The sequence below is a fragment of the Bradyrhizobium sp. RT6a genome, from assembly GCF_040547675.1.
Taxonomy (GTDB): Bacteria; Pseudomonadota; Alphaproteobacteria; order Rhizobiales; family Xanthobacteraceae; genus Bradyrhizobium.
In genome coordinates this window covers 552,768-578,789 of sequence record NZ_JBEPQC010000001.1, presented here as the reverse complement: position 1 = coordinate 578,789, position 26,022 = coordinate 552,768, and the positions used below count along the sequence as shown (strand labels likewise).

The following is a 26,022-nucleotide window of genomic DNA, read 5'->3' as shown; positions in this document are numbered from 1 at the left end:
CCATTCGGGCCGCAAAGGCGAGGGGATTGACCCCGGTTCCTCAGGGCCTACGATCGGCGCGAAACAACAAGAATTTGGGGAAAGCCAAGCCATGCCGAACCGGCTCGAAACCTATCGCGTCGAGGCCTACAACACGGCCAAGCAATCCGAAAACAAGATGCATGACGACAATGTGGCGCGCCGCTTCGGGTTCTCCGGCGGGCTGGTCCCCGGCGTCGACGTATTCGCCTACATGATGCATGTGCCGGTGGCGCGCTGGGGCCGCGATTTCCTGTCGCGCGGGCTGATCGAGGCGCGTTTCATCAAGCCGGTCTATGACGGCGAGACCGCGGATATCGATGCGACCGAGCACAACGGCCTGCTCACGATCGAGGTGTTCAGTCGCACCGAGCTCTGTGCTACCGGCACTGCGTCGCTGCCGGCGACTGCGGCTGCGGTGTCATTGAGCGACTATGTCGAGGTCCCCGCGATTGCAGAGCGCAAGCCGGTCGGCCCGGCAACATTCGAGACCGGCAAATGGTTGGGCACGACGCCGCGCCGTTGGGCCGGTCAGGATGCAGCCGATTATCTCGCTGATGTCAGGGAGACCGATCCGATCTTCGCGCGCGAGGGGCTCGGCCACCCCGGCCTGATCCAGCGCGTCATGAACCGCGTGCTGGTGGACAACACGATCCTCGGCCCGTGGATCCATGTCGGCAGCCGCATGCAATTGCTGTCGGCCGCACGCGCCGGTGACGAAATCACCGCGCGGGCCAAAGTCACTGCGAACTACGAGAAGAAGGGCCACCGCTTCGTCGAGCTCGATGCGCTGGTGGTCGCCAACGGCACGACACCGCTGGCGCACTGCCAGCACACCGCGATCTACCAGCCGCGCGAGCAGGCGGCGGCGTAGGCGCGAAAAAGGCACATCGCCACAACACCGTCATGCCCGGGCTTGTCCCGGGCAGCCACGTTCTTGATGCCTCACGGCGTGGATGGCCGGTTCAAGCCCGGCCATGACGAAGGAGAGAGCGTGACTTACGCCGCTTTCCCCTTCGCATCCTGGATCGCGCGCCACACACGTTCCGGCGTCAGCGGCATGTCGATGTGCTTGATGCCGTAGTCGGAGAGGGCATCGATCACCGCGTTCACGACCGTCGACAGGCTGCCGGCGCAGCCGGCCTCGCCGCAGCCCTTGCTGCCGAGCGGATTGGTCGTGGCCGGCACCGGGTGGTCGCCGACCGTCATGTTCGGAACGTCCTCGGCGCGCGGCAGTGCGTAGTCCATCAGCGAGCCCGTGATCGGCTGGCCGCTCTCGTCGTAGCGGACGTGCTCCATCAGCGCCTGGCCGATGCCCTGGACGACGCCGCCATGGAGCTGGCCCGCGACCAGCAGCGGATTGATCACCGTGCCGAAATCATTGACCGCGCTGTAGCGCACGATCTGCACGACGCCGGTCTCAGGGTCGATCTCGACCTCGGCGACATGGCAGCCGTTAGGGAAGGCCGACGGCACCGGTTCGCTGGTGTGATCGACGTCGAGGCTGTCGGGCACGCCCTCCGGCGCCTTGCCGTCGTGCAGGCGCTTGGCGAGTTCCATGATGTCGATGCTGCGGTCGGTGCCGGCGATCGTAAAGTTGCCGCCTTCGAATTCGATGTCGGCCTCGGATGCCTCCAGCATGTGCGCTGCGGCGCGCTTGCCCTTTTCGATCACGAGCTTGGCGGCGCCCACGATCGCCATGCCGGTCGCAGTGATCGAGCGCGAGCCGCCGGTGCCATTGCCGGTGTGGACGATATCGCTATCGCCCTGTACCAGCTTGACGCTGTCGGAGGGCACCCCGAGCTGCTGGCAGAGCACCTGCGCGAATGCGGATGCGTGGCCCTGGCCGTAATCGAGCGTACCGGTGATGAGCTGCACCGAGCCATCGGGATCGAACACGATCTTGCCGAGTTCGACGCCGGGAGGTGCGGTCACCTCCAGATAGGAGCCGACGGCGATGCCGCGCAGCTTGCCGGACTTCTTGCTCTCCTTCTTGCGCTTGGCGAAATTCTCGTGATCGGAGATTTCGAGCGCCTTGTTGAAGACAGCCTGGAAGTCGCCGCTGTCATAGGTGACGCCGGAGGACGCGGCGAACGGCATCTGGTTCTGCTTGATGAAGTTGCGCTTGCGCAAGGTCAGGCGGTTGATGCCCATCTCGTCGGCGGCGCGGTCGATCAGCCGTTCCATGTAGTAGTTGGCCTCGGGCCGGCCGGCGCCGCGATAGGCGCCCATCAACGTGGTGTTGGTCAGCACCACCTTGATGTCCACCGCCATCAGCGGAGTACGGTAGACGCTGGAAAAATTCTTGCCAGTGTTGAGCGAAAGCGGGCCGGGCGCAACGCCGGTGATGTAGGCGCCGAGATTGCCGTAGCCTTCGAGCTTTGCCGCGAGGAAATGGCCCTCGGGGTCGAGCGCCAGTTCGGCATGGATCCTCTGCGCGCGGCCGTGGCTGTCGGAGAGAAAGCTGGTCGAGCGTTCGTCCAGCCATTTCACCGGCCGTGCCAATTCCTTGGCCGCGTACAGGATGCACATGTATTCGGGGTAGTTGATGTTCTTCATGCCGAACGAACCGCCGACGTTCGCGGTGAGAATACGCACGTTCTCGGTCGGCACTTTCAGGTTTTTGGCGAGATTGGCGCGATTACCCGCCACCCCCTGCGTTGGCACCTGAAGTGTGTAACGCTCGGTCTTCTTGTCGAAGGAGGCGAGCCCCACGCGCGGCTCCATCGAGACAACTGCGACGCGGGTGTTCTCGATGTCGACCTTGGTCACGTGAGCGGCGCTGGCGAAGGCCGCATTGACCTTCTCGATGTCGCCGTAGTGGTAGTCGAGCGCGACATTGTTCGGGATGTGGTCGTAGAGTTGCGGGGCGCCGGGTTTTGCGGCTTGCTCGGGATCGGTCGCCGCCGGCAACGGATCGATATCGAGTTCGACCGCCTCGGCCGCGTCGCGCGCCTGGGCCAGCGTCTCTGCCACCACGAAGGCGACGGGATCGCCGACGAAGCGGACCTTGTCGGTTGCGAGCGGCTGGCGGTTGGTCTGGAGCAGGGGAGAGCCGTCACGGCTCTTCAGCGGCAGGCCGCAGGTGAAGGGGCCGTAGCCGGCCGCATCGAGGTCTTTGCCGGTCCAGACCCCCAGCACGCCCGGCATCGCCCTGGCGGCATCGATGTTGATGCCGCGAATGACGCCGTGGGCATGGGTCGAGCGGACGATCATGGCATGGGCCTGGCCGGGCAGGTTGAAATCGTCGGTGTAGCGGCCCTTGCCGCGCACCAGGGTATCGTCCTCCTTGCGGCGGACCGGCTGCCCGACGCCATATTTTTGCAGTGCAATAGCGTTTTCGAGCGTGGAGGATTTGGTGTGTTCTTGCATGGAATGGACCTGAAAAGCCGGCAATTGCGCGGTTTGGGGGGCGCCTGGGGGACCGGACCCTTCAAAAATAACCTACCGGCCCGTTCACGACAACGCACGAATGGGCATGGTCCCATGTGATGCGTTGTTGCGCAGGATTGGCGCGCTGCTAATGTTTCAGGCGAAAAAGCAATTCCAGATCGGCCCAACCGGCCGCGGAAAGACAGTTTGTATGAATGACCACACGCGGCTCCGCGACGGCCTTGCGCCGCACGGTGAGCTGGGGTCGATGGCGGCGGCGTTCGCCACTGAACCGGCCGTCGGCGCGCAAGCGCCGGGAACCGGCGTCTACGCGGCGCTCGACCTCGGCACCAACAATTGCAGGCTCCTGATCGCCTGTCCGACCCACGACGGGTTTCGCGTGGTCGATTCCTTCTCGCGCATCATCCGGCTCGGCGAGGGCGTCTCGGCAACGGGGTGCATCAGCGAGGCCGCGATCGAGCGCGCCATCGTGGCGCTCGGCATCTGCCGCGACAAGATCAACCTGCGCAAAGCGCGGCGGCTGCGGCTGATCGCCACCGAAGCCTGCCGCGCCGCCTCGAACGCCGAAGGCTTTCGCAGCCGCGTCGCTGCCGAGACCGGGATCGAGCTCGAGGTGATCGACCGCGAGACCGAGGCGGCGCTCGCCGTGCTCGGCTGCTCTCCGCTGGTCGATCCCAGGGGGCGCGGTGCGATCCTGTTCGACATCGGCGGCGGCTCGACCGAGCTGGTGCGGATCGAGCGCGACGCCGCAAATCCGGAGCCGCGCATCAAAGCCTGGATGTCGATTCCGTTCGGTGTGGTCACCCTTGCCGAGCAGTTCGGCGGGCGCGACGTGACACCGGAGATCTACGCCGCGATGGAGCGCGAGGTCGCCCACCACATCAAGCCGTTCGCCGAACAGCATGGCGGCGATCTCGCAGACATGCATCTGCTCGGCACGTCAGGCACTGTGACGACGCTCGCCGGCATCCATCTCAACCTTGCGCGCTACGACCGTCGACGCATCGACAGCGTCTGGATGAACGATACCGATGTCACCGCGACCATCAACAAGCTGCTCGGCATGAGCTACGAGGAGCGCGCCGGCAACAGCTGCATCAGCATCGAGCGCGCCGATCTCGTCCTGGCCGGCTGCGCCATCCTCGACGCGATCCGCCGCGCCTTTCCGCTGCCACGCCTGCGCGTCGCCGACCGGGGCCTGCGTGAAGGCATGCTGGTCGAGATGATGCGCGAAGACGGCGCGCTCAGGAGCTGGTGAGATGGCCAAGGACACCACCGGCCGCTTGCACGTCCAGGTCAAGACCCACGGCAAGCGCAAATTGTCGTCCAAGCTGTGGCTGGAGCGGCAGCTCAACGATCCCTATGTGGTGAAGGCGAAGGCGCTGGGCTATCGCTCGCGCGCCGCTTTCAAGCTGCTCGAGATTGACGACAAATACCGGCTGCTCAAGCACGGCATGGCAGTGGTCGATCTGGGCGCGGCGCCGGGCGGCTGGAGCCAGATCGCCGCCAAGCGCGTCGGCTCGGTCGACGGCAAGGGCAAGGTCATCGCGATCGATCTGCTCGAAATCCCCGAGATTGCCGGCGTCGAGTTCGCACAGCTCGACTTCATGGACAATGACGCGCCGGACAAGCTCAAGGCGATGCTCGACGGCGGCGCCGACATCGTGATGTCCGACATGGCTGCCAATACCACCGGTCATCGCAAGACCGACCAGCTTCGCATCGTTGGCCTGATCGAGACTGCCGCCGCATTCGCCTGCGATGTGCTGAAGCCGGGCGGGACCTTCCTGGCAAAGGCGTTCCAGAGCGGCGCCGACGCCGAGCTGCTCGCCCAGCTCAAGCGCGATTTCGCCACGGTGCGTCATGTGAAGCCCGCCGCGAGCCGTGCGGATTCCTCGGAGCGCTACGTTCTCGCGACGGGGTTTCGGGGCGGGGCGACGGAATAGCAACAAACTCCGTCATTGCGAGGAGCTCTTGCGACGAAGCAATCCAGACTGTCTCCGCGGAGGGATTCTGGATTGCCTCGCTTCGCTCGCAATGACGAGTTGGGCTACCCCAGCCGCTGATCCCGCACGTCCTGCGTATCCTCGGTTGCGGCCTTCACGGCCGCCTTCTCCGCGCCCTTGCCGGCACCTTTGCGGCTCGCGATCTCCACGGCCTTGCGGCCGGAGACTTCGTGGCCGGCATCGGCGGGCATCTGCCAGAAGAACCAGCTCGACGCCGCCGAAGTCAGGGCGACCACGAGAAAGGCCGGCGCGAACACACTGGCGTTGAGCTCGCTGGCGTGGCTGAGCCACATCGTCGTCTCCACGGACGCGGCGCCGACGGCGACGCCGGCCGAGACCGCGAGCTGCTGGTTGACGCTGACGAGCGTGGTGGCGCGGCTCATCTGCGCGTGCTCGACCTCGGCATAGGCCACCGTGTTGATCGCGGTGAACTCGAGCGAACGGAAAAAGCCGCCGACCACCAGGATGATCATGATGATCAGCAGCGGCGTCGTCACGGTGAAGAGGGCACAGGCGGCGACGAAAACCGCACTGATGATCGCGTTCACCGTCATCAGGTTGCGAAAGCCGAAAGCGCGGATGATGCGTGCGGCCAGCGCCTTCATGCCCATGGCGCCCAGCGAGGAGCCAAACGTGACGAGGCCGGACTTGAACGGCGAGAGGCCGAAGCCGATCTGCATCAGCAGCGGCAACAGGAACGGTAGCGCGCCGATGCCGAGCCTGAACATGAATCCGCCGAGAACGGCCGCGCGCAGCGTCGGCAGCCTTAGCAGCGTGAAGTCCAGCACCGGCGACCCCGTTCGCCGCGCGTGAAGGACATACAGCGTCATCGAGATGGATCCGCCGACGACCAGGGCGGCAACCGTGCTCCATGGCAGCAGATTGAGGCCGGCAACCGACAGCCCGAAGGCGATGCCGGCGAGCCCGAGGCCGGCGAGCACCATGCCGTAGAGGTCGAACGGCTCCCGTTCCTCGCTCTTGATGGGATCGATGAAGCGCAAGGCCATGAAGATGCCGAGCAGCCCGATCGGGATGTTGATCAGGAAGATCCAGTGCCACGACGCATAGGTGGTGATGAAGCCGCCGAGCGGCGGCCCGATCACGGGGCCGATCAGGGCAGGGACCGTCACCCACGCCATGGCATTGACCAGCGCGCTCTTGTCGACCGACCGCAACAGCACGAGGCGCCCGACCGGCGTCATCATCGCCCCGCCCATGCCTTGCAGGATGCGCGCGAACACGAAGTCGGTGACCGAAGTCGAGAGCGCGCAGCCGACCGAGCCGACCATGAACACGCCGACGGCAATCGCAAACACCATGCGCGCGCCGAAACGGTCGGCGGTCCAGCCGCTCGCCGGGATGAAAACCGCAAGCGACAGCAGATAGGAGGTGATCGCGAGCTTGAGCGTCAGTGGGCTGGTGCCGATGTCGGCCGCGATCGCGGGCAGGGACGTGGCGATCACCGTCGAGTCCATGTTCTCCATGAAGAGAGCAGTGGCCACGATCAGCGGGATGACGCGTTGCTTGTCGACCATGACGGATTGGTAAGGGAAATCGGAAGGAAGGGCGCGAATTGCGGCTTATCACCGCCGCTGGGCCGCGACCATTGCGGATCGACGCATGGCACCTAAATCCTGCGTGAGCCCAGGTGGGTGCGCGTCCCGTGCCGGAGATGGCGATGATCTATCGGCACCGGAGGTCGTGGACGCCATCCGCCAGCACGAGCCGCCGCCGAACCTGCCCAAAAATAGCCTGTGCATGGCTGGCCGGCGGTCCGATTTGCTTTGATTCGTCGCCCGCCCGTGCTATCGACCCGCGTCAACCCCACCGATGGGCTCCGATTCTCCGGCGTTGCCGCAAGGTACGCCGAGGGCGGCGCTCATCCATAGCTATTTGCGGCAGGGCCGCGGAAGGAGTTGGCACATGGCCACGGTGCAACAAGGCATTCGCGAAGCCCTCACGTTCGACGACGTGCTGCTGAAGCCGGGCCTGTCGGACGTCATGCCGGGCGAGGTCGACATCCGCTCCCGCGTCACCCGCGCCATTCCGCTCAACATCCCGATCATGGCTTCCGCCATGGACACGGTCACCGAAGCCCGCATGGCGATCGCCATGGCGCAGGCCGGCGGCATCGGCGTCATCCATCGCAATTTCGATCCGGAAGGGCAGGCCGCCCAGGTGCGGCAGGTCAAGCGCTACGAGTCGGGCATGGTGGTGAACCCGCTCACCATCAGCCCCGACGCCACGCTGGACGACGCGCTCAAGCTGATGAGCGATCACGGCATCTCGGGCATTCCCGTCGTCACCGGTGCGGGCAAGTCCACGCCGGGCAAGCTGGTCGGCATTCTCACCAACCGCGACGTCCGCTTCGCCACCGACCGCCAGCAAAAAATCTCCGAGCTGATGACGCACGAAGGTCTCGTCACGGTGCGCGAGAATGTCAGCCAGGACGAGGCACGGCGGATGCTGCATCAGCACCGCATCGAGAAGCTGCTCGTGGTCGACGAGCAATATCGCTGCGTCGGCCTGATCACCGTGAAGGACATGGAGAAGGCGGTCGCCCATCCGCTGGCCTGCAAGGACGCGCAGGGCCGCCTGCGCGTCGCCGCCGCCACCACGGTCGGTGATAGCGGCTTCGAGCGCACCGAGCGGCTGATCGATGCCGGCGTCGATCTCGTCGTGGTCGACACCGCGCACGGCCATTCCCGTCACGTGCTCCATGCGGTCAACCGCATCAAGCGCCTGTCCAATTCCGTGCAGGTCGTTGCCGGCAACGTCGCGACCTCGGAGGGTGCGCAGGCGCTGATCGATGCAGGCGCGGACTGCATCAAGGTCGGAATCGGCCCGGGCTCGATCTGCACCACGCGCATCGTCGCCGGCGTCGGCGTGCCGCAGCTCACCGCGATCATGGATGCGGTCGAGGCGGCGAAGAAGTCCGACATCCCCGTCATCGCCGACGGCGGCATCAAGTTCTCCGGCGATCTTGCCAAGGCGCTCGCTGCCGGTGCCGACATCGCGATGGTCGGCTCGCTGCTCGCCGGCACCGACGAGACGCCCGGTGAAGTGTTCTTGTGGCAGGGCCGCTCCTATAAGGCCTATCGCGGCATGGGCTCGGTCGGCGCGATGGCGCGCGGCTCGGCCGACCGCTACTTCCAGCAGGACATCAAGGACACGCTCAAGCTCGTGCCCGAAGGCATCGAAGGGCAGGTGCCTTACAAGGGCCCGGTCGGCAATGTCATGCACCAGCTCGCGGGCGGCCTGCGCGCTGCGATGGGCTATGTCGGTGCAGGGACGCTCCAGGACTTGCACAACAAGGCGCAGTTCGTGCGCATCACCGGAGCGGGCCTGCGCGAAAGCCACGTCCACGACGTCACCATCACGCGCGAGGCGCCGAACTATCCGGGCGGGGGTTAGGCGCTCCACATTCCGCTGTCATGCCCCGGCTTGACCGGGGCATCCAGTACGCCGCGGCTTCTCGGCTCGACCACGACCCCCTCTGGAATACTGGATCGCCCGATCAAGTCGGGCGATGACAGCGAGGGCGTGGTTGGCGTGTACTAAACTCCATTTGCCGCGCTGTCCTGCAACTACGCTCCGTCGCTTTTGTATTGACGTGCTCCGCTCGCTCCGCTTCCGTTCGCGACGAAGAAAACTCAGGAGGAAGCCATCATGTCCCAAGGCAAACGCATCGTTCTCGCCGCGCGTCCCGTCGGCGAGCCAAAGCCGTCCGATTTCCGCATCGAGGAATTCGCCGTGCCGACGCCTGCGGCAGGTGAAGTCCTGCTGCGCACCATCTGGCTCTCGCTCGATCCCTATATGCGCGGGCGCATGAGCGACGGTCCGTCCTACGCGACGCCGGTACCCGTCGGCGGCGTGATGGAAGCCGGTACCGTCTGCGAGGTCGCAGCCTCCAACAATCCGAACTTCGCCAAGGGCGACATCGTGCTCTCTCGCGCGGGCTGGCAGACGCACGCGATCTCCGACGGCAAGGGGCTGAACAAGATCGACCCGAAGCTCGCGCCGATCTCGACGGCCGTCGGCGTGCTCGGCATGCCCGGCATGACCGCCTACACGGGCCTGCTCGATATCGGCAAGCCGCAAGCGGGCGAGACCGTCGTCGTCGCCGGCGCCTCCGGTGCGGTCGGTTCGGCCGTGGGACAGATCGCGAAAATCAAGGGCGCACGCGCGGTCGGCATTGCCGGCGGCAAGGACAAATGCGACTACGTCGTGAAGGAGCTCGGCTTCGATGCCTGCATCGATCACCGCGATCCCGATCTGGCGGCGAAGCTGAAGGACGCCTGCCCGAAGGGCATCGACGTCTATTTCGAGAATGTCGGCGGCGCCGTGTTCGAGGCGGTCTTCCCGCTGCTCAATGCGTTTGCGCGCGTGCCGGTCTGCGGCCTCATCGCCCATTACAACGACACTGAAGCGAAGCCGCCGAAATGGGCCGCCAGCATGATGCGCGCGACCCTGACCAAGCGGCTGACCTTCCGCGGCTTCATCGTCTCCGACTTCGCCTCACGCCATGGCGACTTCCTGCGCGACATGTCCGGCTGGGTCTGTGAGGGCAAGGTCAAGTACAAGGAGTTCGTCACCGAGGGCCTGGAGAGCGCGCCCGAGGCCTTCATGGGGCTTCTGAAGGGGGCCAATTTCGGCAAGCAGCTGGTGCGGGTCGGGCCGGATAAGGCTTGATCCGCTGCTCTCGGCCCCCTCGGGGCCGGGTATGGTTAACAAAGAGTGACCGATCGGCCACACCTGCCCGTAAAAGCCGCAGGTGTGACCGTCGGTTCATTGACGGGCAGGCGAAGGCATTGAATCATTGCGCATATTTCAGGTGCGATGATGTTAGAGCTTGTTGTTTTCTGCGTAATCCTGCTGGCTGCCGGTTATTGGGCGACGATGTTTGTCATGGGCCGTCGCGACGACGTCATTCATGGCAAGTTCGTTCACACCGAGGACGTGTTCGCGCAATCCGCGATGCCCACACCCACGCCGCCATTCCCCAAGCGCCCGGTCAAAGCCGCGCGGCCTGCCAATGTTCAGCCCGCCAATACCGGGGCCAAGCCGGTGAACAGCGACGCTCTGCAGTCCTTGCTTGCCGCGATCCAGCAGGATCTCAAGAGCGTCGCTTGAGCCGCGATGGGCAGCGTTAATGCTCGCCGCCCATCTGGGCGAGCAGCTCCTCGATATCGATATCGACCTGGCCCGCGGCCCTGACGTGGCGAACCTCGAAGCCGTCGGGCTGGAAGCGGTACTCCACAAGCCCGACCTCCTTGATCGCGATCCGGTCCTGGCGCGCATCGTTGATCTTGAAGCCCGCCGACGGCGCCCAGACGTGGCGGGTGTGGCGCCAGGTGAAGTCGCGCCGCTGGTGCACGTGACCGCTGGCGATGAGGCGCAGGTCGACATGTGCAAACATCTCAATCAGCCGCGCGCGGGCCGGCTGCGGCACGTAGCGGATCGACGTCTCCGGCGTCTCGGGATCGTCAGGCCCGTTGAGAAATACCGGCTTGTGCACGAACAGCGCGACCGGCTTGCCGTTCGCGCGCGAAACTTCCGAGGCGAGCCAATCGAACTGCTCGGCCTCGAAGGCGAGCCCTGAGTTCATCACCAGCGAGTTGAGGCCGATGAAGCACCAGCCCGCGGCTTCGAACGACCAATGGTCCTCGCCGATGATCCCGCGGAATTGCTGGCGATGCGCTTCCGCGACCGGTGGCTTCGGCGCAGGGCCGATCGCGGTCGGATTGTCGCCGATGTCGTGATTGCCGGGAATGTAGCGGCAGGCGACAGGCAGGGCGTCGTGCAGGCCCTTGGCGAATTCGACATCGTCGCGGCTGGTCGGCCCGTCGAACGAGACGTCGCCGGTGTTGACGACGAGATCGGGCCTATCGGTGTCGATATGCTCGCTGAGCGCCTGGAAGTTGGCGATCAGGCCAGGGAAGCGCCGGCCAAGATGGGTATCGGAGATCTGCGTCAGGCGAAATTCGGACATGGATCGATCATAGGCCACGCCCGACGTCGGAACGATGACGGCGCGTCCGCGGTCAACGATCGAACAATGTTTAAAGCACGCGATAGCGGATCGTGTAGGCGTCCTGCGGCGCGACCGGGCTTGCCAGCGGCGAGGCGATTCGGTCGGCGAGGTGCCAGGGACCGAACTGAGGGCCGAACTGGGCACCGGACTGCTCGGAGCGATGCGGCTCGGCGGGCAGGCGGAGGCGGAATTCGAAGGTGCCCTTGCCGGGCAGGTTCACGACCAGCACGCGGTCTGCGGTGCGATGGTTGAGCGCCACCACGCCACGCAGCACGGAGCGGCCATCACCGAGCCCCCGCACGCCGTCGACCAGCGCCAGCGTCTGGTTGCGGTCGGTATGCAGCTCGATCTGGGTGTCGGACACCGCCGCCAAGGTCTCCCTGGGCATGCGGATCTCGAACTCGACCGCGGGTTTCGAGGGATTGAGGCCGAGATAGGCCAGCGCGGCATGGCGCATGTCGTAGGCGGCAAAGGCGAACAGGGCGAGGGCGGCGAGCGCGGCGAGGCCATGCCTGAGGACATCGCGCCAGGTCCGATAACTCATTCGGAAGTAGACCGTCATGGCCAGCGCCACCGCGAGCGCCGTCGCGATGCCGGCCAGTGCCGACATCAGGATGCCGAACTGGCCGTCGGCGGACTCGGTCAGCGCCCCGGTCAGGCTGGCGATTTGGCTGAAGAGGGTGTTCATGGCGGTCTCTCGCCTTGCGCGCCCCAAGGGGCAAAATCGCTTTAACTGTCGACAGTTGGTCGCCTCATCGGGAACGCCGGTTCAACTCGTTGATTGTCAGGACCAGCGGTGACCGCTAATGGACGCTAGCTGCGGCTTCCGCCGGTTGGGAAATCCCGAGAAATTCCGATGTCCGTTCAAATGGTTTTGCTGCCGGTTTTCGTGCAGGTCGGTCTCACCTTCGCGCTCCTGATCGCCATGGCGATGGGGCGCCGGCGCGCGCTCGTCTCCGGCGAGACCAAGAGCCGTGACATTGCGCTGGGCGAGCCCAACTGGCCCAAGGGCGCCACACAATTCGCCAATTGCTACCGCAACCAGTTCGAGCTGCCGGTGCTGTTCTATGTCCTGATCGCGCTTGCGCTCCCCTTGCGCCATGCCGATCTTTTCATCGTGCTGATGTCCTGGGTGTTCGTGGTGACGCGCTTCGTCCATGCCGGAATCTTCATCTCCTCCAACAATCTCGGACGCCGCTCCACGATCTGGCTCGCCGGCGTTCTCGTGCTGCTCGCGACGTGGATCTACTTCGCACTGAAGATGCTCTTGTTGATCTGACGGTTAGCCGTCGAATTTGATCTGAAAGATTCAAATGACTCCCGCTGCCCGGCTGTCCGCAGCCATCGAACTGATCGACACTATCGAGAAAGACCGCGTGCCCGCGGCCAAGGCGCTGAAGGAGTGGGGCACCGCGCACCGCTTCGCCGGCTCAGGCGACCGCGCCGCCATTGCCGGCCTCGTCTGGGACGTGCTGCGCCGCTATGCCTCGAGCGCCTACCTGATGGATTCGGACACCGCGCGTGCTCGGCTGATCGGCATGCTTCGCCTCGAGCGCAACATGGATGCGGCCACGATGGCCGCGCTGTTGGACGGCAGCCGCTTTGCTCCCGCGCCGTTGACCGAGGCCGAGCAGGCCGCGCTCGCCTCGCGATCGCTTCAAGGGGCTCCGGCCGCGATCGCCGGCGACTATCCGGAATGGCTGGATCCGTATTTGGCAAAGGCGTTCGGCGAAGAGCGCGTCGCGGAGGCGACCGCGATGGCGAGCCGGGCGCCGCTCGACCTGCGCGTCAACACGCTAAAATCCAATCGCGACAAGGTGCTGGGGGCGCTTGCTCATCTTCATGCGAAACCGACGCAGTGGTCCGCAACCGGGCTGCGCATCGAGCTTTCGGCCGATGCGCGCAACCCCGGGATCCAGGCCGAAGAGGATTTCATCAAGGGCGCCATCGAAGTGCAGGATGAGGGGTCGCAGCTTGCGGCTGCCTTGACCGCGGCAAAACCGGGCGAGCAGGTGATCGATCTCTGTGCGGGGGCCGGCGGCAAGACGCTGGCGCTCGCCGCGATGATGCAGGGCAAGGGCCGGCTGATCGCGACCGACAGCGACAAGCGGCAACTCGCGCCCATCCACGAACGCCTGTCGCGCGCCGGCGTCCACAATGCCGACGTGCGCACGCCCAAGGGCGACGCCGATCCGCTGGCCGAGATCAGCGCCACCGCCGACCTCGTCGTGATCGACGCGCCCTGCACGGGAACCGGAACCTGGCGCCGCAACCCCGATGCCAAATGGCGCATGCGCCCGGGCGCGCTGGAGATTCGCTTGCGAGACCAGACCGAGGTGCTCGACCGCGCGGTTCCGCTGGTCAAGGCCGGCGGCCGCATCGCCTACATCACCTGCTCGGTACTTTCCGAGGAGAACGGCGAACAGGTGAGGGCGTTTGCCGCACGCCATCCCGAGTTCGCGGTGGTGCCGCCCGAGCAGACCGCGAGCGTGCTCTGGGACAAGGCGGAGGAGTTTGAGCAAGCCGCGCTACGATCCGCCGAAGGGTGGATGATGACGCCGCGGCGGACGGGGACGGACGGGTTCTTCGTCTCGGTGCTGAAGAAATCGTAGCGTCATAGTCGCTCTTTGGGGTGCGGCGACCCCAAACAAAAACCCCGCGAACCGGAACCCGGTCGCGGGGTTTTCTAAGTTGACGTTCTGCCGGTACGTCCGTGGTCAGAACGGTGCGCGGGCTTTAGCCGACGCGGAGATTGTCAGCCGAGGACTTGCCGCTGCGACGATCGGCGACGATGTCGAACGAGACCTTCTGACCTTCGTTGAGGGTCGAGAGGCCAGCGCGCTCGACGGCGCTGATGTGCACGAACACGTCCTTGTCGCCGTCATCCGGCTGAATGAAACCAAAACCCTTTTGATTGTTGAACCACTTCACGGTGCCCATAGCCATGGGAATTTCCTTTGCTTAAGAAGTTAACACGCGGACCGGTACGCATTATTGCGCCCATAGTCCTGATCAGTCGATGTTGGAGAAATCATCTGAAGCGTGCGCGCCCGTCAGCAACGAAGCGAAGCGGCCCAGTCGTTCGGCCAAGTATCGATGATCACAATATAGCGAGATTTTGGGGCCACTTCAAGGCACCACCCGCCGCTCGGGATGTCCCCGTATTTTGCTATTTTGCGGTGCAAATTAACCCGTCCAGGGCGCTCAATCGACGATAAACAGCGTCGCCCCGGTCGCCGTCGAGGACCGGTGCGCGGCGTCGCCGAAATCCGAGACCTGGTAGCTCATCCCGGCCGTGAGCTTGAACTTGCGCCCGTCGCGCAGCTCGCTGTCGAGCTCGCCTTGCAACACGTAGAGCACGTGGCCGCGGTCGCACCAATGGTCGGCGAGATAGCCCGGCGTATACTCGACCATCCGCACCCGGAGATCGCCGATGTTGAGCGTGCGCCACTGGGCCTGCCCGGTCTCGCCGGGATGGATGGTCGGCTCGACCTTGCTCCAGTCGGTGACGGTGAAGGGGGAGGTGGGGAGCTTCATGGAGTGTCCTGTCTCGGGGCCGGCGGCGGTGTTGTTAGCGTATGCGCTCGCCACAGTCTCCGTCATTGCGAGCGCAGGGAAGCAATCCAGAAATGCATCTGCAGCGGCAACCTGGATTGCTTGGCTGCGCGCTGCGCTCGCAATGACGAGCTTGAGGCACGCTCGCGCCTCACTCTCGGTGTCATCGCCGGGCTCGACCGGGCGATCCAGTATTCCAGAGGCCGTGCCGTGATACGGAAAAGCCGCGGCGTACTGGATTCCCCGCCTTCGCGGGGAATGACAGCGGTGGGTGAGGGCGCATCGTCCAACCCAGCGAGCGCTTAATCGGGCAAATGATTCGCCGAGCCCTGCACGATCTTTCCGGCCGCATTCACCCGCAGATATTCGCAGATCCGCTTTCCCCGCTCGTTCTCGTAGAACACCACCACGCTATCAGGGCTGACAAACAATTCGATCAGCGAGAAATGCAGGTTCGGCACCAGGGCGAGCGCCTTGCCCCAATAGGCGCGCAATGCATCCTTGCCGCGCACGGTGCCGCTTTCATCGAATCCCAACATGGGGATCCGGTCCGACGTCATCACGGCATCCTCGTCATAGAGTGTGAGCACGCGCTCGAGATCGCGCGCGTTCCAGGCCTCGACCCAGGTCCGGCCGAGCGCGGCGAGCTGTGATGGCTGATGGTGTTGTGACACGAGCGTTCTCCCTGATTGGCCCCTGTTTGAGGATGGGGCGATTAGGTCAATAATACTTACCTATATTGATTTGTCCATGCCCAAAGAAGAATGTGGGCGCGCGGCCCGCGCGGTTGCGGGAAAAGCCCCCGTCGCGTATTTGCTTGCCATGACAGCAGCACAGACCGACCGCTCCGCGTCGACGCCCTCGGTGGCCTCGGCGCACGACAAGATTCTCATCGTCGACTTCGGCAGCCAGGTGACGCAGCTCATTGCGCGTCGCGTGCGCGAGGACGGCGTCTATTGCGAGATCGTCCCGTTCAACAAGGCGGAACAAGCCTTCAACGAGATGAAGCCGAAGGCGGTGATTCTCTCCGGCGGCCCTGAGTCGGTGCATGAGGCCGGCTCGCCCCGCGCGCCGCAAGCGATCTTCGATTCCGGCGTGCCCGTGATGGGCATTTGCTACGGCCAGATGGCGATGGCGGAGCAGCTCGGGGGCACCGTCGAGGGCGGCCATCACCGCGAATTCGGCCGCGCCGATGTCGAGGTGAAGGCGCCGAGCAAGCTGTTCGAGGACGTCTGGTCACCAGGCGGCAAGAACCAGGTCTGGATGAGCCACGGCGACCGCATCACAAAGATGCCGCCGGGCTTCTCGGTCGCCGGCACCTCGCCGAACGCGCCCTTCGCGATCATCCAGGACGAGACGCGCAGATATTACGGCCTGATGTTCCACCCCGAAGTGGTCCACACGCCCGACGGCGCCAAACTGATCCGCAATTTCGTTCGCAAGATCGCAGGCCTTTCCGGCGACTGGACCATGCGCGCCTTCCGCGAGGAGGAGATCGCGAAGATCCGCGCCCAGGTCGGCAAGGGCAGGGTGCTCTGCGGCCTCTCCGGCGGAGTCGATTCCGCGGTCGCGGCCGTGCTGATCCACGAAGCGATCGGCGAGCAGCTCACCTGCGTGTTCGTCGATCACGGCATGCTGCGTCTCGATGAAGCCAAGACCGTGGTCGACCTGTTCCGCCACCACTACAACATCCCGCTCGTGCACGTGGATGCCTCGAAGCAGTTTCTCGGCGAGCTCGAAGGCGTCACCGACCCCGAAACCAAGCGCAAGACCATCGGCCGCCTCTTCATCGAGGTGTTCGAGGCGGAGGCCAAGAAGATCGGCGGCGCCGACTTCCTGGCGCAAGGCACGCTCTATCCCGACGTGATCGAGAGCGTTTCCTTCACCGGCGGCCCCTCGGTGACGATCAAGTCGCACCACAATGTCGGCGGTCTCCCCGAGCGCATGAACATGAAGCTCGTCGAGCCCCTGCGCGAGCTGTTCAAGGACGAGGTGCGCAAGCTCGGGCGCGAACTCGGCCTCCCCGAAATCTTCGTCGGCCGCCATCCGTTCCCGGGTCCCGGCCTCGCCATCCGCTGCCCCGGCGACATCACGCGAGAGAAGCTCGATATCCTGCGCAAGGCCGACGCCGTCTACATCGACCAGATCCGCAAGCACGGGCTCTACGATGACATCTGGCAGGCCTTTGCGGTACTGCTCCCGGTCAAGACGGTCGGAGTCATGGGCGACGGCCGTACGTACGATTTTGTGGTCGGCCTGCGCGCCGTCACCTCCACCGACGGCATGACCGCCGACTTCTATCAGTTCGACATGAAATTCCTCGGCGAGACCGCCACGCGCATCATCAACGAGGTGAAGGGCGTGAACCGGGTGGTGTACGACGTGACCAGCAAGCCGCCGGGGACGATTGAGTGGGAGTGAAGTAGATACGGTAGGATAGATTAGGATAGCCTGGCGCAGCCGCTGCGGCGAAAGGAAGGCGTGCCGATCGTGACTTTCGCCGAGATGTTCGGGATGGAGTGACGATCGCGCGGCGCAAGCTGTCGTGGCAATCCGAACCGCAGTCCGGTGCAAGGTTCTGGGGACAGGCAGGAGATCGCATTCAACTACACTCAAGAGGATCGCCAGTTCATGGTGCGGGGTAAAGAACTGGAGAAAAGAGTTTGCATTCGGCACAAGTTTGGAGACCACGGGCTGAACCCGGCTGTCGAAACGATCATTCTCGGGACATTCAATCCGGGCCACGAGGCCAACAAAGCGGAGTTTTTTTACAGCAACCCGAGAAATCAGCTCTGGAGCCTCTTGATCTCGGGCATTCGGCGAGCAGGATCTGCGCCGCGCTCAACTCGGTGAGAAACTCCAGTTCCTGTCGCGCAGGCGCATTGACTTTGTTGACCTGATATTCGAGGTCGAGGTTGAGGAAGGTCGCGAGTGCGATCGGCCGGACGCCTACATCGATAGTCGCGTCACCCGGTGGCGTGACGTCATTTCGGAACTGGAAACTCTGCAATCACTGCGCCGGGTCTGCTTTACGCGAAGGGGATTTGACGGCATTCCAAACATTAAATCCAGGATCGAGGAGATCGAGCGATATTGTGGCCGGCGCGGTCTGATGTTCAAGCGGATTGTCACGCCCTCAGGGGCCTACAGAAGCGAAGAAAAGCAGTCAGAGTGGACCGGTTTTTTCAATCCGCACGATGATACAAATTAAGAGGCCTGCGCTCTATCGGGTCCGCGACGTGCCGACGCCGAACCACTTGGGGTAGATCATGCGATACGTCGCCCGGACACCACGTCCACCAGCGGCCCTGGCCGGCTCGCTTGCCATGGAAAGACGTCAATCCTTTCTCCGTTATCTTCAGTTGGATCCGATGAAACGCGAACAGACCCGCGTTCCGATCATGCGGTTCGAGTCCCGGGAGATCATGCGCGATCTCTCCCACATGTTCCTGGGGAAATGCGCATTCTGCGAACAGGCTTCGAAAAGCATGTTCCTGCACCGCTTCAGGCCGATGAACGATGCCGAGCCAACGATCGGCAGCGAGGAGGACGGGCGGACGCGCGACGCCCATCTCTATTACGGCTGGCTGTCGGATGCCTGGATCAATCTCTATCCGATCTGCGGGGACTGCAGGCCCAAACGAACCACGTACTTCCCGGTCGACGGACAGAGGGCGCATATCCCGACGGCGGAAGAATATGCCCGGTTCGTCGAGAATGGCGACGGGACATGGCCGGATCTGGACCTCGACGAAACACCGCTCCTGGTCGATCCCTGTGCCGACGACATCGCTCGCCATCTCGTCCCGCGCGAAGACGGATCGCTGGAAGCTGCAAGTCGGCGCGGCGAGGAAACGATCAAGCATTTCCGGCTCAATCGGACGCGATTGAGAACCAGGCGAAGACGAGCCTTCGACGACTATACAAAACTCAAAGGCGATGGGCCGAACGACACCAATGAATTCGTCAGTCTCTGGCGGTTCCTGAGGCGCCAAGGCGATGCCGGCGACGCGGAAATCGGGGCGGTCACCGCGTCTGCGAATATCGTTGAGGAAACCGACATCGCGGGAGCACGACCCCGCCTCAAGGAAATCCGGCTGACGAACTTCAAGGCGATCGAAACGCTGTCGATCAAGATGCCTGCTGCACCAGATCCGACCGAACGCATTGCGCAGGCACTGTTGATCCTTGGCGAAAACGCTGCTGGCAAGAGCTCCATCCTGGAGGCGATCGCGCTTAACCTCATCGGCGGCGACGCGCGCCCCGATCTTGTGGAGGATCCGGGTAGCCTGAGGCTCAACCCCAGCTTCATGGGCGCCGAAGACCTGCCGCAGAAGCCAACGGCCAAGGTCCGGCTTCAATTCGACAATGAACAGGTCTCGACACTCACGATCGGTGCCAAGGGCTATTCTCAGATTGGCGAGAACCGGTTGCCCCTGGTCTTCGGCTACGGCGCCTACCGTCATTATGTGCGCGACCTACAGGCCTGGAAACCGTCGCGACCGGTGCTCAGCCCGTTTCATACCGACAGCCTGCTCAGCAATCCGGAGCAATGGCTTCTCGGCCTGTCGCCAACCGAGTACCGGGCCGTCGTCCAGGCGCTAGGCGTGATTTTCGGGGCGGCCGAAGAGATAGACGTCATCTATCGCGACGAGGCCAAGGGCCGATGCTTCGTCGAAATGCAGATTGATGCGTCCGGCAAGAAGAGCAGGACCCCGCTCTCGAACGTCTCGTCGGGCTTCCGCACCATTCTCGCATTGTCCTGCGACATCATGCGATGGCTCATGGATCGCGACGTCAATCCGAACTTCACGACGCTGACCTCGGCGGAGGGGATCGTGCTGATCGACGAGGTCGAGGCCCATCTCCACCCGCGCTGGAAGATCAACATCATGAAGGGCCTGCGCACCGCATTGCCGTCAATGACCTTCATCGTCACGACCCATGATCCGTTGTGCCTCAGGGGAATGCGCGACGGGGAAGTGGTGGTGTTGAGCAAGGTCGCCAGGCAGCTAGGCAGCGGCCAAATCCCGGTCATGGTCGACAGCCTCACCCAATTGCCAAAGGTATCGACGCTGACCATCGAGCAACTCCTGACCTCGGACCTGTTCAGCCTGTTCTCCACCGACGACCCCGAGATCGAGGCAAGCCTCGCAAGGCTTGGTGACTATCTCGCGAAAAAGGACGGGAGTGCGCCGGACCAGGCCGTCAGGGCTGCGATGGACGAGCTCCGCAGGCAGGTGGTGGATGCCCTTCCTGTCGGCATGAGCGAGGCTGCCCGCCTCGTGCAGGAGGCCGTTGCCGACTACCTCGTAAAGCGGCGCAACCTTGCCGGTAGGCCACGCAAGGACCTGCGCGGTGAAACGAAGAGGCGGATCCTGGCTGTCCTGGAGGGCATCTGATGCGGCGCGTCGATCGGGCCCTGGTTTCGGCGCCGGCTGTCCTTGTCGGCAACAAGAGCCTTGGCGGCAAGGAACTGACGAAGGCGCGGATCTTCTTTGCAGCGCAGGCAGAGGCAGAAGCTGGGGCAGCCGCCGCCGGGGCCCCGGTTCCAACTACGAAAGCCAGGAAGAAGAAGGACAAGGCGTTCAATTTCAACGCCTATTCCGACGAAGCAGTCAAATACGCGCTCGACAAGCTGTTCTTCGGCAAATGTGCCTATTGCGAAAGCCGGTATGCCAACCAGGCGCCGGTCGATGTCGAACATTACCGGCCGAAGGGACGTATCGCCGGGGTTGCGAATCATCCCGGCTACTGGTGGCTTGCCATGGTGTGGGACAACCTGCTGCCAAGTTGTATCGATTGCAATCGGCGGCGCTGGCAGGACTTGCCGAAATTCCCCGATAGCCTCGCGCAACTGCTGGCGGCTCCAGAGATGCAAGGGGTCAAGGCATCGCTTGGCAAGCAAGATCTGTTTCCGATCGCCGGCGCGGCCAGGGCGACGGCAGACTTTCCCGGCATTGACGAGCAGCCTGACCTCATCAACCCCTGCGTGGACGATCCGGAAGACTACCTAGTGTTTCACATCGACCGCGGCGACCCCCTTGGTCTCGTCCTTCCGACCCTGAAGGATGACATCCCTTCCAGGCGTGGCCTGACATCGATCCATGTCTATGGTCTGAACCGGCTCGGATTGGTCCAGGAGCGAACGCGAGCCTTGCGCAAGCTTGATTTCCTGAGCCGATTGATCGACGAGATCGGCAAGATTTCGGAGACGCTTCTTGCCAGCCCCGATCCGAAGAACAAGACGATGGGCGCGCGGCTCGACCTGTTGGTCAACCAGATCCTCGACGAAATTCGCGCGATGGCGGGGCCGGACCAGCCCTATTCAAGCCTCGTGAGGGCTTGGTCGAAGGCGCTTAGAGTCAACTGAGGAGATGGGACATGAGCGCGCCTGAACAGAGCTGCGACCTCGTCATGAAGGGTGGGATCACCAGCGGGGTGGTCTACCCGAAGGCCGTCGTGAAACTTTCGCGCAGGTACCGCTTCCGCAATATCGGCGGCACGTCGGCCGGCGCGATTGCCGCGGTCGTCACTGCCGCAGCCGAATACGGACGCGCCGAAGGCGGATTTGAAAAGATCGAAGCGCTCCCACAGCAGCTGTCGGCGACGCTCCTGGAGAAATTCCAGCCTCGCCAGGAGCTACGTCCGGTGTTCAATCTGATGCTGGCGGCGATGTCGAAAAGTATCGCGGGCACGGTCTTCGCGCTTTTGAAGGGCTACCCGGTGCCTGCGCTTTTGGGTGCCATCCCTGCGATCATTATTGCCATCATGATCCCGTTCACCTGGCATTCGGTGCCAGCGGCGGTGCTCGGTGTCTTGCTGTTCCTGTTCCTGCTCATTCTGCTGCCTGCCGCCACGGCGGCTTTTGTCGCCGCTCGCGATGTTGCCTGCAGGCTCCCGGAGGCGGATTACGGCCTCTGCAACGGAATGACCCAACCCTACATGCCCGCCGGCCGGCCCGCCCTGACCGAGTGGCTGGCCGATACGATCGATCTCGTCGCTGGGCGTTCGGCCACCGGCGCACCGCTTGGGGTCAAGGACCTTCAATCCCGCCGGATCAAGGTGCAGACGGTGACCACCGACATCACCTCGCATCGCCCCTACGTGCTGCCGATGGAGAATAACCTTCATTACTTTTCCGAACGGGAGTTCCGGTCGCTTTTTCCGGCTCGCGTCGTCGACGCGATGCTGACGACGCCAAAGGAGGGATCAAGCGACCTCTATCTGTTCAAGATCGATAATCTTCCGCTCGTGGTCCTCGCACGCATGAGCCTCAGCTTCCCGGCGCTGATCTCGGCGGTGCCGCTCTACAGAATCGACTATACGCTGGTCGGCGTCCCCGAACAGGACAGGTTGGTGCGCTGCATGTTCTCCGACGGTGGGCTGTCGTCGAATTTTCCGGTACATTTCTTCGACCGCTTCCTGCCGTCGCGCCCGACCTTTGGCATTTCGCTCGGCGAATATGACCGCCGGCGGGAGAAGCCGGAAAATGCCGGGAAAACCCGGGTTTTCCTTCCGACAAAGGCAGGACAGGGGCAACTCCTGCCAACGCGAGGCTTTTCCGGACTGATCGCCTTCGTGTTCGCCCTCTTTGACAGCGCCAAGGACTGGCAGGATTCCCTCCAGTCGATCCTGGCCGGCTATCGCGAACGGATCGTGACGGTCAACCTCAAGCCGGAGGAGGGCGGTCTCAACCTGGAAATGCCGGCCGCCCGCATCGACCAGCTGACCGGCTTCGGCGAACGTGCCGGCGACCTGATCAATAGCGAGTTCGAACTCAACGAGCACAAGTGGCGTCGCTATTTGGTCGAAGTCCGCGCGCTTGACGAGATGCTGCGCCAATTCGCCGATGCCTACGCTGAAGCACCCGAACCGGGCTCGCTTGGATACGCAGAGATCGCAACCAACTACGAACCGTCATCCTATAAGAATTTCTCGGTAAGCGAACGGCAGATCTTGCGAGAACGAGCGGAGGCGATCGCCGCGCTGGGAGACGCGTTTCGGAAGCAACAGCCGCTGGAAAGCTTCGACGATCATATGCCGAAGAGCCGCAGCCAGATCCGCTCTGTTGCCCGCATGGACTATTGACCGCAACGATTGCAGCCAGACCGTACGGCGTCTGATCGACAAGGTGCAGAGGCCGCGGTTGATTCCAACCGATCTTTCCTCGCCGCTGTCTCTACGGACTAGCTGCTCGAGGGAGCAATGATTTCCGCCATCGTTTTCAGGATATTCAGTGATACTCACTGGCATGAGCTGTTTATATTACATGCATTCTCGGTTTGAGCGCTGTCGCAAAAGATTGCACCCGGGATTCGGCGTATTCATTCATCGCTCAGGCTCAATCTACGACGATATTGGGGAACGTACCTCCCAGGAACGACGCTGGCGCATTCAACCCCGATCAATCATAAGACCTTAGATCGTCGGATTGCCTTGCGATCCATTGAGTGAGGCGCTCGGCGAAAGTCAGTTCTAACGCTAACAAAAATTTCGATATTCAATCTTTGGTAGACTCGCGCGAATGCTCCACTTTCTGTTAGGGGCGCGGAGCCCTCGGCATCGCGCAGCGCGGAGTCCCGCCCCGTTGCGGCCCAAGAGCGCTGTGGCTGGCGTATTTAGTCGGTGTGAGATTGCCCTAGGCATTATGTGGCCGGGCGTTTTTGTAGTCGTCTCTCCAAGTCGCGAGGGCAAACCTACGGGCTGGCATCGCGCAGTTTAGCGTAGCTTCGTCGAGTCGTTCTCGCTTCCTCCAGATTGAGAATTCTACCCCAAGCTTAGGTCCGACATCCATTGCGTCTTGACGGATGGAGTACTGCAGCGGGCTCCATCGTACGGAAGGTTCGAGCGCTTGAAGCCTGGCTGGCGCACCGACAGGCTTTGGCGCAAAAAGGACCAACTATTATCCGCCTCAATTGCTTGGCGGTAGCTATAGCTCGAATTGGCTAATGATAAGCTGGAGCGAAAGTTGGAATGGTTCAATTGGCCAGGAGCCGGCGTTTGCGCCGGCACAGCAGGCTTGTGGCGCATCTGCGGTCTGATTCCGAGGACAGGACGCCGGGAGCGCTGACGAGTAGTGTTGGTTGTCCGGAGGTAGAGGACCGAGAATCGTGGGTTTGACTCCCACTCTCTCCGCCACCGATTCTCAGTGGCGAAAAAACCCTTCAAAAACAGACGCTTCGCGAACCGCTGGCCTTTTGCGGTGGAGCACCACAGTGTAGCACTCTCCAACACGGTTTGTGCCACGCTTCACCGAGAATCTCGACTGGAAAGTCGAGGTGATTGAGGCGTTCTGCGACCGCTTGAACCGATACCTGACCAAGGGCGCTCGATGCCGGCCACAACGCGGCAACGCGACAAGCGCCGTTCGCGCAACAACGATTGCGAGAGCTGTGGCTGCGCATAGATCAGGCGCATCATTGCTACGAAACGAATTGGCTAGTCATGACAGACGATAGCTCGACGGAGAAATTCGGAAAATCAGCGCATGTCGCCTTTCTGCAGTCGCGCGTCGGCGTCGACGAGACCGAGCCGCTCATCGTCTGGCTTTTAGGTATCCTCGGAGTGGACGATCCCGCAGTCGCTCGGTCGCTCGCCACTATAGAGATGCGGAGGGCGGCCTTTCTCGAACTGACGACATGGATGAAACGGCTTCAAAATCGTGCCGGGCTCGATGAGAGGGGCAAAGCGGCGTTAAAATTCTGGGCCGCCCAATCCCTGATTGCGATCGTTCTCGCGCCGACCGCGCTCAATCAGACGTACGAATATCCATCTGGGCTCGATCGAGCCCTCGAGGCGGGTGCCGAAGGTCTCTTCGACGTCGGTATTTCTCAGTTTGACGGTTTGGTAACCCTAGGTATCAGTCTCGTTCGATGGCTCGCCGAGCGGAGGCACGATCAGGTCGTTCTCGTGGAGTCGCCGACCGGAAATACTGTGCCGGTTCAGTTTGTCGCCGAACTGGCGAGGAGCAAAGGGATCTCGATCGAGGTGGTACAGTGGAACGCCCCGCGGAACGATCGACCCGGCCGCGGCCGTACCGTCAAGGATGCCGCCAAGCTTTGCGGAAAAGCGACCGCAGGCGCGGATCTCGTGGTGCTGATGGACGAATGTTTGACGGGGTCGCGCTTTATCAAGCTTTTCAAAGCTCTGCTCGGGTCCATCGGGAAGGAGCGCCTGCTCCCGATCGCGATGCTTTTCCTCGACTCGCAGCGTGGCGATCTATCCCAACATCCGGACAGGCTTCGCTTGACCAAGATGATCGAAGAGCAGGGGCGTCTCATCGGCTATCCGGACACCATCGTGGAATTCCCGCAGCGTCGTCCGTTTCGGTTCGGCCGAGAAAACGTCCTGTGGGAGGCGCCGGTCACCTGGGGCGACTCGGACATGATCGCCGGAAAGCATCGCTCTTCTTCCAAACTTCATTGTCCAGACGTGTCTGCACGACGGCAGTCTGAAGGAAGTACTGGCTGACTATCGCGCGCCGGAGATGTCTGTCTACGCAATGTTTCCGCCGGCCAGGTATATGCCCTTCAAGCTGCGTGCATTCACTGAGTTCCTGGTGAGTTCGCTCTCCGCTTTTGCGACAAACCCGGATAGGCCCGACAAGCCCGGAAAGGCCTGAACCACCGCATAGTTGGGTAGTACTGACCGCTACCTTCCATGGCAAATGACGAATGCGCAGGAACACCCTTACGAAGAATTTGGAGAGAGGAGGCGTCTGCCTGCTGCTCGTCGCATGATTCGTGCATCCATGGCTTGGCGTTTTCTAGGCCTGTCCGTAGCAAATTGCCGCCCAATCCATAGGTGTTGCGCGATACGAAACTCTGTGTCTCTCAAAGCGGAACGCTTATTTATCATTTCATCCCGGAATTCTCTGCAGGCCCCCTATATTCCGTCGGCACCGTGTACACGGGTGCGCCAACACCGCATCCATCTGGATGACAAACACCTAGAGCGTCATTAGTCATCCGGCCGAACCGCCATCTCGTTAATGGGCCGATCAAATGCCTTGGT

General features: G+C 63.0%; 22 protein-coding genes. 14 read left to right on the top strand and 8 right to left on the bottom strand.

Going from position 1 to position 26,022, the window contains the following annotated elements; all coding sequences use genetic code 11:
• Positions 1-91 precede the first annotated feature (91 nt).
• The gene (locus ABIC03_RS02960) at positions 92-892 is read left to right on the top strand and encodes a hypothetical protein (protein WP_354055382.1); all 801 of its coding nucleotides are present in this window, start codon (positions 92-94) and stop codon (positions 890-892) included.
• 125 nt (positions 893-1,017) lie between these two features.
• Here the strand turns inward: ABIC03_RS02960 and ABIC03_RS02955 are convergent, their stop codons facing one another.
• Positions 1,018-3,390 carry a xanthine dehydrogenase family protein molybdopterin-binding subunit gene (locus ABIC03_RS02955; protein ID WP_354055380.1) on the bottom strand — a complete coding sequence of 791 codons (2,373 nt, stop codon included), beginning with the start codon at positions 3,388-3,390 and terminating at the stop codon, positions 1,018-1,020.
• A 211-nt stretch (positions 3,391-3,601) separates the two neighbouring features.
• Here ABIC03_RS02955 and ABIC03_RS02950 point away from each other — a divergent pair, with 211 nt between their 5' ends.
• Together ABIC03_RS02950 and ABIC03_RS02945 are read left to right on the top strand one after the other, a co-directional pair.
• Positions 3,602-4,669 carry a Ppx/GppA phosphatase family protein gene (locus ABIC03_RS02950; RefSeq protein ID WP_354055378.1) on the top strand — a complete coding sequence of 356 codons (1,068 nt, stop codon included), beginning with the start codon at positions 3,602-3,604 and terminating at the stop codon, positions 4,667-4,669.
• A 1-nt stretch (position 4,670) separates the two neighbouring features.
• Entirely contained in the window at positions 4,671-5,357 is a 687-nt protein-coding gene (locus ABIC03_RS02945) for an RlmE family RNA methyltransferase (RefSeq protein ID WP_007592230.1), read from the top strand.
• Between the two features lie 104 nt (positions 5,358-5,461).
• On the opposite strand, the gene ABIC03_RS02940 is transcribed toward ABIC03_RS02945, so the two are convergent.
• The gene (locus ABIC03_RS02940) at positions 5,462-6,952 is read right to left on the bottom strand and encodes an MFS transporter (RefSeq protein ID WP_354055375.1); all 1,491 of its coding nucleotides are present in this window, start codon (positions 6,950-6,952) and stop codon (positions 5,462-5,464) included.
• Positions 6,953-7,340: 388 nt separating this feature from the next.
• Here ABIC03_RS02940 and guaB point away from each other — a divergent pair, with 388 nt between their 5' ends.
• The 3 genes from guaB (at position 7,341) to ABIC03_RS02925 (ending at position 10,550) form a co-directional block, all read left to right on the top strand.
• Positions 7,341-8,831, top strand: coding sequence for an IMP dehydrogenase (guaB, locus tag ABIC03_RS02935; protein ID WP_275167297.1), 1,491 nt, complete (start codon positions 7,341-7,343; stop codon positions 8,829-8,831).
• 255 nt (positions 8,832-9,086) lie between these two features.
• Complete coding sequence (gene curA, locus ABIC03_RS02930; RefSeq protein ID WP_354055372.1) at positions 9,087-10,109, top strand: NADPH-dependent curcumin/dihydrocurcumin reductase; 1,023 nt, start codon at positions 9,087-9,089, stop codon at positions 10,107-10,109.
• Between the two features lie 150 nt (positions 10,110-10,259).
• Positions 10,260-10,550, top strand: coding sequence for a hypothetical protein (locus tag ABIC03_RS02925; protein WP_354055370.1), 291 nt, complete (start codon positions 10,260-10,262; stop codon positions 10,548-10,550).
• 16 nt (positions 10,551-10,566) lie between these two features.
• Here the strand turns inward: ABIC03_RS02925 and ABIC03_RS02920 are convergent, their stop codons facing one another.
• A complete protein-coding gene (locus ABIC03_RS02920; RefSeq protein ID WP_354055368.1) occupies positions 10,567-11,409 on the bottom strand; it encodes a metallophosphoesterase family protein in 843 nt (280 codons plus the stop codon).
• A gap of 70 nt (positions 11,410-11,479) precedes the next feature.
• On the bottom strand, positions 11,480-12,139 hold the full coding sequence (locus ABIC03_RS02915; RefSeq protein ID WP_354055366.1) for an acriflavin resistance protein: 660 nt from the start codon (positions 12,137-12,139) through the stop codon (positions 11,480-11,482).
• Between the two features lie 168 nt (positions 12,140-12,307).
• On the opposite strand from ABIC03_RS02915, the gene ABIC03_RS02910 reads away from it, so the two are divergent.
• Entirely contained in the window at positions 12,308-12,730 is a 423-nt protein-coding gene (locus tag ABIC03_RS02910; RefSeq protein WP_354055364.1) for an MAPEG family protein, read from the top strand.
• Positions 12,731-12,764: 34 nt separating this feature from the next.
• Positions 12,765-14,063: an RsmB/NOP family class I SAM-dependent RNA methyltransferase gene (locus ABIC03_RS02905; RefSeq protein WP_354055362.1), complete on the top strand. Its 1,299-nt coding sequence runs from the start codon at positions 12,765-12,767 to the stop codon at positions 14,061-14,063.
• 124 nt (positions 14,064-14,187) lie between these two features.
• Here ABIC03_RS02905 and ABIC03_RS02900 read toward each other — a convergent pair whose 3' ends face one another.
• From ABIC03_RS02900 to ABIC03_RS02890, 3 genes are all read right to left on the bottom strand, one after another.
• Complete coding sequence (locus ABIC03_RS02900) at positions 14,188-14,397, bottom strand: cold-shock protein (protein ID WP_007592195.1); 210 nt, start codon at positions 14,395-14,397, stop codon at positions 14,188-14,190.
• Positions 14,398-14,655: 258 nt separating this feature from the next.
• Positions 14,656-14,988: a DHCW motif cupin fold protein gene (locus ABIC03_RS02895; RefSeq protein ID WP_219683300.1), complete on the bottom strand. Its 333-nt coding sequence runs from the start codon at positions 14,986-14,988 to the stop codon at positions 14,656-14,658.
• A gap of 320 nt (positions 14,989-15,308) precedes the next feature.
• Complete coding sequence (locus ABIC03_RS02890; RefSeq protein WP_354055360.1) at positions 15,309-15,680, bottom strand: nuclear transport factor 2 family protein; 372 nt, start codon at positions 15,678-15,680, stop codon at positions 15,309-15,311.
• A gap of 148 nt (positions 15,681-15,828) precedes the next feature.
• Between ABIC03_RS02890 and guaA the strand changes: the two genes are divergently transcribed.
• The gene (guaA, locus tag ABIC03_RS02885) at positions 15,829-17,427 is read left to right on the top strand and encodes a glutamine-hydrolyzing GMP synthase (protein ID WP_354055358.1); all 1,599 of its coding nucleotides are present in this window, start codon (positions 15,829-15,831) and stop codon (positions 17,425-17,427) included.
• 310 nt (positions 17,428-17,737) lie between these two features.
• Here guaA and ABIC03_RS02880 read toward each other — a convergent pair whose 3' ends face one another.
• On the bottom strand, positions 17,738-18,016 hold the full coding sequence (locus ABIC03_RS02880; protein WP_354055356.1) for a hypothetical protein: 279 nt from the start codon (positions 18,014-18,016) through the stop codon (positions 17,738-17,740).
• A gap of 361 nt (positions 18,017-18,377) precedes the next feature.
• Between ABIC03_RS02880 and ABIC03_RS02875 the strand changes: the two genes are divergently transcribed.
• The 5 genes from ABIC03_RS02875 (at position 18,378) to ABIC03_RS02855 (ending at position 25,630) form a co-directional block, all read left to right on the top strand.
• A complete protein-coding gene (locus ABIC03_RS02875; RefSeq protein ID WP_354055354.1) occupies positions 18,378-20,408 on the top strand; it encodes an AAA family ATPase in 2,031 nt (676 codons plus the stop codon).
• A complete protein-coding gene (locus ABIC03_RS02870; RefSeq protein ID WP_354055352.1) occupies positions 20,408-21,379 on the top strand; it encodes an HNH endonuclease family protein in 972 nt (323 codons plus the stop codon). The genes ABIC03_RS02875 and ABIC03_RS02870 overlap by 1 nt, the downstream gene beginning before the upstream one ends.
• A gap of 11 nt (positions 21,380-21,390) precedes the next feature.
• On the top strand, positions 21,391-23,097 hold the full coding sequence (locus ABIC03_RS02865) for a patatin-like phospholipase domain-containing protein (protein ID WP_354055350.1): 1,707 nt from the start codon (positions 21,391-21,393) through the stop codon (positions 23,095-23,097).
• 1,356 nt (positions 23,098-24,453) lie between these two features.
• Positions 24,454-25,479: a hypothetical protein gene (locus tag ABIC03_RS02860; protein WP_354055348.1), complete on the top strand. Its 1,026-nt coding sequence runs from the start codon at positions 24,454-24,456 to the stop codon at positions 25,477-25,479.
• Complete coding sequence (locus ABIC03_RS02855) at positions 25,409-25,630, top strand: LysR substrate-binding domain-containing protein (protein WP_354057485.1); 222 nt, start codon at positions 25,409-25,411, stop codon at positions 25,628-25,630. Before ABIC03_RS02860 ends, ABIC03_RS02855 begins: the two co-directional genes overlap by 71 nt.
• The last annotated feature ends 392 nt before the right edge of the window (positions 25,631-26,022 follow it).